The organism is Ruegeria sp. CDSC025, from assembly GCF_059610805.1.
In genome coordinates this window covers 246,496-259,912 of sequence record NZ_JBXWOJ010000001.1, presented here as the reverse complement: position 1 = coordinate 259,912, position 13,417 = coordinate 246,496, and the positions used below count along the sequence as shown (strand labels likewise).

General features: G+C 56.9%; 12 protein-coding genes and 1 tRNA gene. 3 read left to right on the top strand and 10 right to left on the bottom strand.

All coding sequences use genetic code 11. The annotated features are described in order from the left end of the window. Nucleotides 1-98 precede the first annotated feature (98 nt). Nucleotides 99-542 carry a hypothetical protein gene (locus AC2FH8_RS01285; protein ID WP_496687766.1) on the bottom strand — a complete coding sequence of 148 codons (444 nt, stop codon included), beginning with the start codon at nt 540-542 and terminating at the stop codon, nt 99-101. 57 nt (nt 543-599) lie between these two features. Between AC2FH8_RS01285 and AC2FH8_RS01280 the strand changes: the two genes are divergently transcribed. Genes AC2FH8_RS01280 through AC2FH8_RS01270 form a run of 3 tightly spaced genes read left to right on the top strand, consistent with a single transcriptional unit; the run spans nt 600 to nt 2,802 of the window. Then, complete coding sequence (locus AC2FH8_RS01280; RefSeq protein WP_496687763.1) at nt 600-1,100, top strand: DUF2924 domain-containing protein; 501 nt, start codon at nt 600-602, stop codon at nt 1,098-1,100. Then, a complete protein-coding gene (locus AC2FH8_RS01275) occupies nt 1,097-2,422 on the top strand; it encodes a recombinase family protein (RefSeq protein ID WP_496687760.1) in 1,326 nt (441 codons plus the stop codon). Before AC2FH8_RS01280 ends, AC2FH8_RS01275 begins: the two co-directional genes overlap by 4 nt. Further along, entirely contained in the window at nt 2,422-2,802 is a 381-nt protein-coding gene (locus AC2FH8_RS01270; protein ID WP_496687757.1) for a hypothetical protein, read from the top strand. The genes AC2FH8_RS01275 and AC2FH8_RS01270 overlap by 1 nt, the downstream gene beginning before the upstream one ends. Before the next feature lie 3 nt (nt 2,803-2,805). Here the strand turns inward: AC2FH8_RS01270 and AC2FH8_RS01265 are convergent, their stop codons facing one another. From AC2FH8_RS01265 to AC2FH8_RS01225, 9 genes are all read right to left on the bottom strand, one after another. Continuing rightward, nucleotides 2,806-3,636, bottom strand: coding sequence for a protein NO VEIN domain-containing protein (locus AC2FH8_RS01265; RefSeq protein WP_496687754.1), 831 nt, complete (start codon nt 3,634-3,636; stop codon nt 2,806-2,808). A gap of 390 nt (nt 3,637-4,026) precedes the next feature. Continuing rightward, nucleotides 4,027-4,116: transfer RNA gene (locus AC2FH8_RS01260), tRNA-Ser, on the bottom strand. Between the two features lie 88 nt (nt 4,117-4,204). Then, nucleotides 4,205-6,631: a DUF3772 domain-containing protein gene (locus AC2FH8_RS01255; RefSeq protein ID WP_282027444.1), complete on the bottom strand. Its 2,427-nt coding sequence runs from the start codon at nt 6,629-6,631 to the stop codon at nt 4,205-4,207. Beyond that, complete coding sequence (locus AC2FH8_RS01250; RefSeq protein ID WP_142634220.1) at nt 6,631-7,665, bottom strand: cysteine synthase A; 1,035 nt, start codon at nt 7,663-7,665, stop codon at nt 6,631-6,633. Before AC2FH8_RS01250 ends, AC2FH8_RS01255 begins: the two co-directional genes overlap by 1 nt. 66 nt (nt 7,666-7,731) lie before the next feature. Continuing rightward, complete coding sequence (locus AC2FH8_RS01245) at nt 7,732-8,850, bottom strand: NUDIX domain-containing protein (protein ID WP_496687751.1); 1,119 nt, start codon at nt 8,848-8,850, stop codon at nt 7,732-7,734. A 28-nt stretch (nt 8,851-8,878) separates the two neighbouring features. Continuing rightward, entirely contained in the window at nt 8,879-9,319 is a 441-nt protein-coding gene (locus tag AC2FH8_RS01240) for a TrgA family protein (RefSeq protein ID WP_142634225.1), read from the bottom strand. Between the two features lie 16 nt (nt 9,320-9,335). Then, nucleotides 9,336-10,544 carry a class I SAM-dependent methyltransferase gene (locus tag AC2FH8_RS01235; RefSeq protein ID WP_496687748.1) on the bottom strand — a complete coding sequence of 403 codons (1,209 nt, stop codon included), beginning with the start codon at nt 10,542-10,544 and terminating at the stop codon, nt 9,336-9,338. A 69-nt stretch (nt 10,545-10,613) separates the two neighbouring features. Then, entirely contained in the window at nt 10,614-12,038 is a 1,425-nt protein-coding gene (locus AC2FH8_RS01230) for a cryptochrome/photolyase family protein (protein ID WP_496687745.1), read from the bottom strand. A 48-nt stretch (nt 12,039-12,086) separates the two neighbouring features. Further along, nucleotides 12,087-13,313 (bottom strand): aminotransferase class V-fold PLP-dependent enzyme, encoded by a 1,227-nt coding sequence (locus AC2FH8_RS01225; RefSeq protein WP_496687742.1) that lies wholly within the window; start codon nt 13,311-13,313, stop codon nt 12,087-12,089. Between the last annotated feature and the right edge of the window lie 104 nt (nt 13,314-13,417).

The window sequence follows — 13,417 nt, the reverse complement described above, 5'->3', positions numbered from 1 at the left end:
ACTACGTCCTATTTCGCTGGTTGCCCGCCAATGTTTTTGGCGGTCAGGCGACTTCAGTTTTTTCTTGTTTTGGCACACGAGTTTTCGGATCATTTGATTCATGCAAACCGTCGAACCGTTGCTCCGGCAGGAACCCAAGCTTCTACTTTCCGAGCATTGCAATCGTTGGTGAACGACGGTCTTAAAGTCGGGTAGCTATGCATTCCCTGCATTTTTTGCTTTGTGCAATGAATGCCAGTGTTTCGTTCATCCACCTCAAACAAAATCAATCGCTGGGCTTCTCTTGATTTCGCAGGACTACGACAACCCATTGTTTTACCTTGAAATCCCGTCAGCATCGCGGCCACCACAGGGCAAAACAACACCTGAGGTTCGCCCACCATGCCCAATTCCGACGTCAATTTTGCCCCTTCGCCCGAAATGCTCACCACCGATGAGCGTTTGGCAGAACTCGCCCGGATCCTCGCTGCAGCCGTGGATCGCACCAACCCACCGAAAATAAATGAGAATTCTTCGGACGAAGGAGACAGTTCGCTGGACATCCTCGCCCTTGTTCGCCGTCGTCGTCACCAGTTGCGAAACCGAGTTGGAGAGGACGAATGACGAAAACAACAACGAAATCAGTGGAAAAGAGAATAGGCATTGGTGCTGCGCCGAACCACGCTGTCTTGGCGGACCTGGTCGCGCTGAAGGCCATGACCGTGTCGGAGCTGCGCGAGAAATGGGCGGCGATCTTTGATGCGCCCGCGCCGAACACCAGCCGCCAGAACCTTGTGTTGCGGCTGGGCTACCGCATCCAGGAACTGGCCCTTGGTGGCATTGGCCGTGACGCACGGCGAACGCTGGATGCGCTGGCGGCGGAGGTGGCTTCCGGCGAGCCCGGTCAGGTGATGACCGACCCACGACGTCCTTTGCCGGGCACCAAGCTGGTCCGTGAGTGGAACGGCGTCGAGCACACTGTCACGGTGTTGACGAAGGGCTTCGAGTGGCAAGGTCGTCGGTACAAATCGCTTTCTGGCGCGGCGCGGGCCATCACCGGCGCGAATTGGAACGGCTGGAAGTTCTTCGGCTTCACCCCACGCCCGAGGATCAGCAAATGACGCGCCAGACACAGCCGCAACTACCCCGCCGCCTGCGCTGCGCCATCTACACCCGCAAATCGAGCGAGGAAGGGCTCGACATGGAGTTCAACAGCCTCGACGCGCAGCGGGAGGCCTGCGAGGCCTATATCGCCAGCCAGAAGGCCGAGGGTTGGGTCTGCTTGCGTGATCGCTACGATGATGGCGGTTTCTCTGGCGGCACGCTGGAGCGGCCCGCGCTGAAGGATCTGATCGCCGACATCGAGGACGGGCTGATCGACATCGTCGTGGTCTACAAGATCGACCGCCTCAGCCGCGCCCTGATGGATTTCTCCAAGCTGGTGGAGATCTTTGATAAGCACGGCGTAACCTTTGTGTCGGTCACGCAGTCCTTTAACACCACCACATCCATGGGGCGGCTGACGCTGAACATCCTGCTCAGCTTTGCCCAGTTTGAGCGCGAAGTCATCGGCGAGCGGATCCGCGACAAGGTCGCTGCGTCGCGCAAGAAGGGCATCTGGATGGGTGGGCCGGTGCCGCTGGGTTACAACGTGAAAGACCGCAAGCTGATCGTGGACCCGGACGAGGCCGAGGCGGTGCGGACGATCTTCACGCTCTACGCGCGCTCAAGTTCCACGGCGCAGGTGGTCCGCGAGTTAGATGCGCGTGCGATCCTGACCAAGACCGGCAGACCCTACGACAAGACCTCACTCCTCAAGACTTTGCACAACAAGGTCTATCGTGGCCTCGCGGTCCACAAGGGCAACGCCTATCCCGGCGAGCACGACGCGATCATCGACGAGACGCTCTGGGACGAGGTGCATGAGGTGATCGCGAACAACAGGTATCTTAGGAAGGCCGTGGCTCAGGAGCCGTCACCGGCGCTGCTGCGCGGGCTGATCTTCACCGAGACCGGCGTGGCAATGACTCCGCATCACACCAAGAAAGGCACGCGCCGCTATCGCTACTATGTCTCGATGGACGTGATCAAGAAACGCCCCAAGGCAGAGCTTCGCGGGCCGCAGCGGTTGCCGGGTGGCATGGTCGAGGATGCCGTGGTCGGCGAAATCCGTCGCCTGCTGCGCACGCCGGAGGTTGCCGCGCGGGTGTCGCGGACCCTGCGCAAGGATCGGCCAGACCTTGGCGAGGCGGACATCAGCGCCTCGCTGACCCAATTCGACGACATGTGGAAGGCACTGATCCCGGCAGAACAGGCGCGCGTGGTCCGGCTCTTGGTGGCGCGGGTCACCGCCAGCGACGCCGGTCTGGCGGTCGATCTCCGACATGAGGGCTTGGGTGCGATTGCCGCGTTGATGGCACCGGCCAAGCCGGAGGTGGCGTGATGGCAGAGCCGGAAACCCTCCGCGTCCACATTCCGCTCACCCTGCGCAATCGCGGCGGCCGTCCGCGCATCCTGCCGCCCAAGGAGATAGAAGTAGCCATGGATCGCGGCCAGGACGCCCGCCTGCTGCGCGCCATCGGCCGGGCGTGGGACTGGCGGCGCAGGCTTGAGCGCGGCGACGTCAACACCATCGCCGATCTCGCCAGAGAAGAAGGCATCTCTGACCGCTATGTCAGCCGCGTGATCCGGCTGGCATGGCTATCGCCATCGGTGCTGGAACGGCTCGTCTTGCGGCGCGAACCCACGGTACTGTCGGTCTTCGACCTCTGCGGCATTGCGGAAATGCCGTGGGCCGAGCAACCGGGTCGGGTGTTTGATTGAGGGTCAGTGAAAGCTTGCCTGAAAGCTCGTGGCGGTCAGCGAGACGTGGGCGTCCAGCGGCGGGCGCAGTTCGAACGCCTTCGGTTCCCGTGAAAAGTGGTAGAGACGCATGAGGCACCAGTCGGCACGCTGTTCGTCGGCAACAGCCAGCTCGTTGCGCGAGATATGGAATGGTGTGCGTTCCCAGCCGTTGGTCGTCTTCACTTCGATCAGACGACGCCGACCATCCGGCGCATAGCTGGCGATATCATACCCCGCGCCATCGCCATCCTCCTCCGAGACCCACCTGACCTTTGATGCAAGATCGGAACGCCCGGCGCCAGCCAGCACCGATTTCTCGTGCGCCAGCGTGCGTTCCTCTCCAGCCCGGCCAAGCGCACGGTTGCGCTCGTCACGCTCCGCCACATCGAATTTGCGGGCGGTGGCGATGGTTTGCTCAAGCTCAGGAGGGGGCGGCTGGTTGCTGAGCGTCGGGGGCGGTCCAATCCAAAGTTGAGCCGCCTCGCGGAGGCCCATCGCGGGCCGGTCCGGAATGCGGGACAGCCAGCCGGGGTTGAGTTCCAGCCAACGCGCCACCGCCTCTTCAAGTGTGCCCTGGTAGTTTTGCGCGGGCTTGTAGCCGGGGATCCAGTCCTCTCCGATTGCCCGGAGAACCGCGCTGATGTTCTGGTGCTTGAACTCAATCGAACTGCGGTTGCGGTCGATCTGGGCCTGAAGATCGCGATTGTGCGCGGCCTTGTTATAGGACTGACCAGCGAAGTCCGCAGCCAGCATCGCGAAGTAATCGGCGACGATCAGGTCATTCTCTGCATCTGTCCAAGGCCCGTTCGACATGCGGCCAGGCTAGACGCGGGAAAATCATTTGTCATCAGCGGTTTCGGTTGGGGGAATGGGATGCAAACCTACCCAAGGAATCCGTCGATTTACGCTGGCATCCCGAGCAACGCGCCTACCGCATGTTCTGGCTATGTTGCCATCGATGTCGTTCGGAACGCACGTTTGGGTTTTGGCGGGGTTCGGCAGCAGTGCATTGAAAGGTAACGAGAAAACGAGACCGAACCGAAACGGGTGAGGTTCGCCCAAACTGAGACTGAGGGCCATTCTGAGCCCAGCTTCGGCTAGGCGGCGCGTCTATGAGGTTCGGTCGGTTCCTGCAAACCCCTTTGATAACACGGAAAAATCCGTGCCCATCAGGGCGCTGTCACTGGTTCGCAATGGGGATAATGGCGGAGAGACAGGGATTCGAACCCTGGAGACGGTCTCCCGCCTACACACTTTCCAGGCGTGCGCCTTCGACCACTCGGCCACCTCTCCGTGCGGGCGTTATTTGGACTATCGCCTGGGGATTTGCAAGGCCCGATTAGTGTAAAATTCTCTGGCTCGTTTCAGGCCCGAACTTGCCTCAGGGTTCGTCACCATCACCGTCGGAAAGATCAGCCTCGGTCAATTCGGCGGGCGAAGAGGCCGGGGGCGCTTTTGCCTCTGAAACAGGCTCAGATGGGGGCATTTGCGCGTTATCTGACGATTGAAGAGCCTCGGGGTTTCGCAGCCAGACATCACGCTGAGCAAACGGTATCTCGATCCCCTCTTCCACAAAGCGGCGATTGATCTCATGGTTCATGTCGGACTTCACCGAAAGAACCCAATTCACATCCCGCAAAATGGCGCGGATTTCAAAGTCCAGAGAATCCGCACCGAACCCCTGAAACACAACGTTGGGTGCCGGATTCGCCAATACCATCGGATGTGCGTTGGCGATTTCGCCCAGGATTGTCTCGACTACGCGGGTATCGGTACCATAGGCCACCCCGACCGGGACAATGACGCGTCCGATCGTATTTCCACGGGTATAGTTGGTGACAACACCGCTGATCAGGTCCGAGTTTGGGACAATGACATCTGTTCGATCGAAGGTCTCAATCCGGGTCGAGCGTACCGAGATGTCGCGCACATAACCCATCATCCCGTTTACGTCGATCCAGTCGCCTTTTGAGATCGGGCGTTCGACCAAAAGAATAATGCCAGACACAAAGTTCGAGACAATGGTTTGCAGACCAAATCCGATCCCGACAGAGAGCGCCCCGGCCACGATGGCCAGGGACGACAGATCGAAACCCGCAACCATGATGGCGACCAAGGCTGCCAGGAAGATACCGACATACCCCGTCCCTGAAACAATCGCGTTTTGACCACCGGGATCAATGCTCGTCTTTGGTAGCAAAGAGGTCCGCAACCCACCCTGCAGGGCGCGTGTCAGTCCGTATCCGATCAGGAAAACCACCAGAAAAGTAAAGAAATTACTGGGCGAGACTGTCACGCCCCCAATGTCGAATCCCAAAAGAAGCCGCGACCATGCCTCTAACAAATCGGTCTCGCGTGCGCCCCAGATCAGCGCCAGAACCGGCAGGGCCAAAATGGCCATGGCAAAGCCAATCAGAACCGAAAACAATGTGTCTCGGGCTGCCTCACCCTTGCGGGTTATCAATCCATAAACCGAAGTCAGGAATCGTTGAAGGATGATCAGTGCGGCAATCAGGATCAACGATTTTACCGCTGGAAAAACAATGGCCTCAGCAGCGTTGTTATAACCGATGGCGGCCAGAACTGGGCTGACAACTCCCAACAGGAACAATGCTCGGCGCAAGAATTCGACCAGCTGGATGACCCCGGTTCCACGGGCATTGCCATCAGGTTCTGCCTGCACCTCGGCAAGCCGTATCTGCCGCGCACGCAACAGAACCAGAGCAGTTGCAAGAATAACTGGGAAGCCCACAACCGCGCGCGTCGCATCCGAAGTATTCTCGATCTGTTCGAAAAGGTTCCCAAGATCATGCAAAATGAGAAAAACGGCAAGCAGATCCAGGTAGATTCGAAGCTCGGTGATCCGCTTTGGCGAGAGCTTTCTGAAACCCCGCGCCTGCTGCATTACATAGACCTGACGACCAATCCAGTCGTAGTACAGAACAATGGCCGCCCAGAACGGTACGTTTTGTATCAGAAGGGTTCCCCGCAATCCCAATATCCCCGTCAGGACGACGGCTTTTACCAGCAACAAAACACCCAGCCATGGCAGAATTATCCGAAACAGCGATGTCAGGAATGTCCATACGCCAGTTCCCTGCCCCCCTATGGTACGCAGATAGTTCCCAGCAGCCTCGGACCAACGTTTTCCATAGCCCAGCAAAACAATGGCCACAAAGACCAGCAAAAGAATTCCAAGCCCCTGTTTGCGAAGCTGCTCATGCACCACGTCCGTTTGGTAGTTCTGCACAGCCTCGTTGAAAAGGCTTCGGCCCGCTTCAGTCAGGTCAACCCAGGCTGGCCGCCAATAGCTGGGGTTCAGTGGCGATGGGCCGCGCTCCAACAGCTCTTTTTTCTGCCTATTTCGCAGGATCTGGTCAATTTCTGCGATCAGTCCGTTGGCGCGACTGAAGGCCTCGTCGGAAATGATATGCGGCACCCGCAGCGCGTTCAGTTGGTTTTCAAGATGTGAACGCAGCGTAGCAATGTCTTCCGGTTCGGTTGCATCACCTTCCGGTCCGGGACCCAAAGCCTTGATCTGGCTTTCCAGGGTCTGGATACGTTCGGTATTTGCACCACGCGCGCTGTTGAAAACATCTCGATAGGTATGAATTTCCGATCGCAGATTTTCCAGCGAAGCGTTCGAGGCCCGATTGGCCTCGATCACATCTTCGGCCCGATCCGCCGTTTTCACCCAACCCTGATAGTAGTCACTTTGCCGATCCGAAAGCTGTGCCGTTGCAGGACCAGACAGAACTGCAAACAAAAGTGAAACAAGGGCCAGAAACAGGCGGACCTGCCGCAACATCATACGTCCTCGAAAACGCCCGGAATGCTACGCGGCGCCTCGGTCATCCAATCAGGAACAGGCAATTCTTTTTCGCGCAGGAATTCCGGGTTGAACAGCTTGGATTGATAGCGCGTGCCATAATCACACAGGATGGTAACAATGGTATGGCCCGGACCCAGATCCTTGGCCAGGCGCACGGCGCCAGCCATGTTGATGGCGGTCGATCCGCCCATGACCAGACCTTCGTCGCGCAGAAGGTCAAAGATATAGGGCAACGCTTCGTTATCCGTCATCTGATAGGCGAAATCCGGTTTGAACCCCTCAAGGTTCTTGGTGATCCGCACCTGCCCAATACCTTCCGCGATCGAGCTTCCCTCCATCGCGATCTCACCGGTTTTGTAATAGGAATACAACCCGGCCCCCATCGGATCGACCAATGCGATCTTGACGCCTTTGGGCTGCAGGGCCTCGGCCACACCGGCCAACGTGCCACCTGAACCAACCGCACTAACAAAGCCGTCGACCTTACCGCCGGTTTGCTCCCAGATCTCGGGGCCGGTGGTCTCGACATGGCTCTGACGGTTGGCGACGTTGTCGAACTGATTGGCCCAGATTGCGCCATTGGGTTCCGTCTGCGCCAGTTCTTCAGCTAGACGGCGAGAGTAATGTACAAAGTTGTTCGGGTTGCGATACGGCGCTGCCGGGACCTGAACCAACTGTGCACCCGCAAGACGCAGCATGTCTTTCTTTTCTTCGGACTGGGTCTCCGGGATCACGATCACGGTCTTGAAGCCCATCGACGCCCCGACAAGCGCCAGACCGATACCGGTGTTTCCAGCGGTGCCTTCAACGATGGTGCCCCCAGGTTTCAGGTCGCCCCGTGCTATGGCATCGCGAATGATATAAAGAGCGGCACGGTCCTTGACCGATTGACCAGGATTCATGAACTCGGCCTTGCCAAGAATTTCACACCCGGTTTCCTCACTGATACGGCGCAGCCGGATCAATGGAGTTTTCCCTACTGCGTCGGCAAGGTCTTTCGCAATGCGCATGGCGCCCTCATTTCTTTACGTATCAACGAAGATTTACAGATGCTACGCAACAACCACAAGCCGCGATCACGCCCCACGCAGCCTGTCTCTGTTCCGAGCCAGCCAATGCGCCAGTGACAATAGCGGCAAATCCTTGAACCCATGCCCGTCGACTTGATCCATGAACTGAGCATAGGGAATGATTTTGGTGCGGATATCCTCACCTTCCGAGGCCAACCCGCCATCGTCTATCGTTTTCTCAAGATCGGCCAACCCTACGTAAAGATAGACGTATTCGGTGGACGATCCGCTGGACGAATAGGCCTCTCCGGCAAATTCAAGCGACTTGAGGCTGATCTGGGCCTCTTCCATCGCCTCACGCCGCGCAGCCTGTTGCGGCGTTTCACCGGGGTCAATCATGCCTGCAACGGGTTCCCACATCCACGGCTCGGGGTCTTCGATCAGGAAAACCGGCGTCCTAAATTGTTCAACCAAAAGCACCGCATCACGCCCCGGATCATATGGCAGAACCACCACAGCACTGCCCTGCATCAAGCCGTTGCGGTTCAGCACCGACCCCATTGTGCCGTTATTCCGGCGGTGTTGAAGCTGAACCTCCTGCATGCCGAAATAGTCAATATAGGCATGGGTATGCTCGTGTACGAGCACATCCTTCTTCGGATCACGCGCGTCACCGGTTCCGCGTTTGCGCGCAGCCAGCTTGGCCCAGGCGCGGGTTCGGATCGACGGAAAACTGCGCGCGATCTTGACGGCATCGGCCTTGCCGTAATAGCCCATGACCTCTTGCGCGGCGGTTAGGGTCAGATCCGCCCACGCGTCTGCCCAGTCCTGCAAGGACCATAGCTCACCGGGCGACCACAGGTCAGGCTCGGGAAAGAACACGCTGACTTCGACAACAGAGCCATCGGGCAATTCAACGGGCTGCCGCTGCAGATCATAATCAAACCCCCCTTCATAGAAAATCAGTCGCCTGAAATCCTCGGGTTCGAGGCCCTGAACCAGAAGGCCATCCGCAACGGCCCCACGTTCTGGCTTGATCATCGGAAATGCCTCGTCGCGCACGCCGTAAACCGCGTGATCCTTCAGCTTGGCCTCTGACAAAGTCAGGCATGACAGCGGACGGCCAAGCACCAGTTGCAGCAGTGGCAGATGCCGAAGCGTGCCATAGAAAAACAGATCGTTCACAAGGGTATCTCGCGTTGGTGTTTGGGTACTAGCGCCAGCGGCGGCTTGCTTCTTCCGTCGCCAAACCGGCGATAAGAGCGCCAATAGCCAAAGTCCACAGAATTTCCGGAGCTAACAACTGTTCGCCATAGCCAACGCCAATCTTGAATATCGCCATAAGGGCCTCGAACGGGCCGTCATAGCGGTGGCGCATGGCCAAGCGGAACATCTCATAGGTGCCCTGAACGAAAAGACCCCAAAACACCAGCGAGGCAATGCCTGTCAGTCCGTTATTGACGGCAGCGGTCCACCCCTTGCCGGTCCGTTTACCCATGATTTTCCAACCACACGCGACCCCAAGGGCCATGTTGACGACAGTGAAGTAGCCATAGCTTTTGCCTTCTTCACCATTTGCTATGATCATGCTGGAAACCAGAAATGCCACCACCGCCAGACAAAGGGCTGCGACAAGACGTGAGGCGCTGGGCATTCTAAAGGTCCGTTTACTAAGTAGGTTTCGCTATGGTGATCTGTGTCACATCACAGTTGCCGGTGTCAAAGGCCGCGCCGCAAGCGGTCAAATAATAATTCCACATGCGGCGAAAACGCTCATCAAACCCCATTCCCGAAATCTCGTCCCATTTGTCATTGAACGTCTCGTACCAGCGGCGCAGTGTCAGATCATAGCTTTTGCCGAATTCTTTTGACTTCACCACGGTCAGACCCGCATTCTCCACCTGCTCCTGCAGAATTGTCGGAGCCGGAAGCATCCCCCCCGGAAAGATATATTTCTGAATGAAATCAACACCATTCTTATACACATCCCAGCGATGATCGCCGACGGTAATGATCTGCAAGGTTGCCTGTGCGCCAGGTTTTAAGCGATCACGGATAGTGTCGAAATAGACCGGCCAATATTTCTGACCAACTGCCTCGAACATCTCAATAGAGGCGATCCCGTCATATTGGCCCCGTTCGTCACGATAATCCTGCAGCTTCAGATCAACTAAATCTGTAAGTCCTTCTTTTTCAATGCGTTGACGGGCAAAGCTCAACTGTTCCTTGCTGATCGTCAAGCCTGTGACCCGCAGGCCACGCTCTTTTGCTGCATATTCGGCGAAACCACCCCATCCGCAGCCAATTTCCAGAATATGGTCACCGGGTTTGGCACCCATTTCATCAACCAGACTGGCGTATTTAGCGGTTTGTGCCTTTTCCAAGCTTTCCTGTCCGGTTTCGAACAAGGCACTGGAATAGGTCATGGTATCATCTAGCCATAACCCATAGAATTCATTACCTAAATCGTAATGATAAGAGATATTCTTTTTAGCCTGTCGACGGTTGTTTCGATGCAACCAAAAGCGCAGGCGTTCATAGGCCTGTACCAGAAATTTCCCGGTGAAATCGTCGTACACGGTCTCGGTACCCAGATGCACTAGATCCATGAAGGCACGCAGATCTGGTGTGCTCCAATCGCCTTCCAGATATCCGTCTGAAAACCCCAGCTCACCCTCCCGGATAAGTCGTGCAAATACGTCCGGATTGTGAATATCGACCCGTGCGACAGGCCCAGGGCGTTTGCCTTCGGTTCGAAATACACGACCGTCTGGCAAGGCAATATCAAGCTGCCCCTGCTCCATCTGGTTCAGCATATTCAGAACATGTGCAAAATATCTTGGCAGGTCTGTCTGCCCTTCGATTGTAGTTAGAACCATCCGCTCTCCCCTGTGCGGTTGTTGTAGAAGGCTAAAACGAGTTTGTGTTTCTGGCAAGTTTTCAGTTCTTTACCGGCTTTTTCGGCCCTCGTAGGCCGACAAGGCGCGCGCGCGCCCTTCGGCCAAACCCACAACAGGGTTTGGGTATGGCGCAGACGGATCAAGACCCCACTTGCAGGGAATGGCTTCAAAATAATCAAGTGCGCTTGAGGGCGGGTTTGACTGTCCTTCGGCCACCCATTTCCGCACATAGTCGCAATAGGGATCATATTTTTTTTGCTGCGCCTCGGGGTTAAAAATACGGAAAAACGGGGACGCATCTGGGCCGGACCCAGCAACCCATTGCCAACCCATCGCATTTGAGGCCGGATCCCAATCGGTCAGGCAATCGGAAAACCAGCCCATACCGATTTTCCAGTGCGCCATCAGATGTTTGGTCAAATAACTGGCGACAATCATCCGTGCGCGATTGTGCATGCGACCCGTGACGTACATTTGTCGCAACCCAGCATCGACCACGGGAATGCCTGTCCTTGCCTGCTTCCAAGCAATGATCTCGGGGCTAGAGGCGTTTTGGCCCCAAGGGAACTGATCCCATTCCGGTTTCCAGTTGTTGCTTAACAAATGAGGCGTATGGAACATCAAATGATAGGCAAATTCACGCCAAACCAACTGCCGCAAATAGGCTTCGGTACCGGACATGCCGAACATCTCTGCGCCCTGAAGGGCGTGCCAGACGCTACGCGGTCCAATCTCACCCAGCGATAGATATTCGGAAATGCCCGACGTTCCTTCCTCGGCCAGCTGATCCCGGGCTTCGGGATACCCCGAAAGCCGTTCCAAGAACCGATGGAGCGTTTTGAACGCTGCGTCTTCCCCTGGCTGTACATAGCGGGCGCAAACTGATGCCCCGCGGTGCATTCCCGCGGCCATTTCCCACGACTCCAGAGTATCTGTATGCGGCCATTCCTTCGGCGCGGTCAGCGCGGCGGGTCGCGCATGTGGGAATGGAACCTCGCGTTTCTGTACCGATCGCCACATTGGTGTAAACACGCGAAAAGGCGTTCCGGTCTTGGTCTGGACGGTCCAGGGCTCAAAAAGCAGGTGCCCGGAAAACGATTTGGGCTGTACGCCCAATTTGGTCAGAGCCGTCTTGATCCTTGTATCTCGGGCAATCGTGTCCGGATCGTAAGCCCGAGACCAATAGACCTCGGTGGATCCGGTTTCCTTGATCAGGTTTTGCAGAACCTCCAATGCATCCCCGCGCCGCAAGATCAGACGGCTTCCCAACTGCGCCAACGCACGGTCAAACACCTCAAGGCCATTGCCGAGGCGCCATTTAGGAGCCGCACCCAAGGCCTGCCCGAGATCGTCGAAAATATAGACCGGAATAACTGGCCTCCCCGTTGCCGAAGCAGCGCTGAGTGCAGGATGGTCCGACAGTCGCAAATCCTGTCGGAACCACATAATTATCGGCGGGCTCTTGGGTCCCATGACTGCTCCGTATTGTTTACCTTTCTACGCAGCAGTGTCAGAACTGGATCACAAAACTGCGTCCAACGCATTCAAAAGCTGATCAATTTCCCGTTTCGATGTGTAATGCGTAAAGCTGACTCGCAAAACACCTTCACCCAGATCCACACCCATGGCCTGCAAAGGACGCACGGCATAGAAATCGCCGCCACCGGCCATAACCCCATGCGAGGCAAGATTGGCAGCAACAGATTCAGCATTTCGGTTCAGCGCCAGCGCGACCGTTGGCGCACGCCGCGAGGCATCAGAGGTTCCGATCAGACGGACTGCATTGCGATCTTTAACCGCATCCAGAACCGGTTGTAGCAGGGCGATCTCGTGCCCGCGCATCAGGTCGTGGACAAACGCCCCCCGCGCTGCAGCACCAGTTCCGGGTCCGTCATGATGTTCGCATAATAGATCGACGTAATCCGCCATTCCCGCGCTGGCGGCGATCTGTGCGTGATCCGGCCCTGCAGGGGTAAAGCGTTGATAAAGAACATCGCCGTTGAAATAGTGCCCCTGATTGGGCAACAGCTCACCCAATGCCCGGCGGATCACCATGCACCCCTGATGAGGACCATAGGTTTTATACGCCGAAAACAGATAGATATCCGGTCCCAGATCACCGACATTCGGAAATCCATGCGGCGCGTAAGAGACACCGTCGACGCAGACAAACGCGCCAGCCGCATGTGCAATCGCAGTTATCTCGGTAACCGGATTGATTTCCCCGACCACGTTCGAACAATGTGGAAAACAGACCAGACGCACCTTTTCGTCCAGAATGTCCTCAAGATCCTGCGGGTTCAGAGACCCGGATTCGGGGTCTATCTGCCATTCGCGAACCTCTATGCCCTCATCAGCAAGACGGCGCCAAGGCCCCGAATTGGCCTCATGATCTTGATTTGTCACGACAATCGCATCACCCGGCTGCATCCACTGTCGGAATGCCTGCGCCAGAACATAGGTGTTCTGCGTGGTCGACGGGCCAAAGCTCAGTTCATCTGCATCCACACCCATGATCGCAGCCATCCGGGCGCGGGCCTCGTCCATTTCCTCTCCGGCCAGACGGCTGGCATCATAGGGGGCATAGGGCTGAACCTTGCGCTGGGTGTAATAGCGCGTCAAACGATCAAGCACCGGCTTGCAAGTATATGATCCACCAGCATTTTCGAAAAATGCCTGTCCCTTTAGGCTGGGTTCGGAAAAAGCTGGGAACTGCGACCGAACGAAATTGATATCCAGAGTGCTCATGGCACGTGCCTCCTTGATCATGCTTGCCTATCCAAGAGGTGCCCGAGCATGATTTCGGAACCCTCAGAAATCATGGCAGGTCTTCCAGCCCAGCCGACACGTTC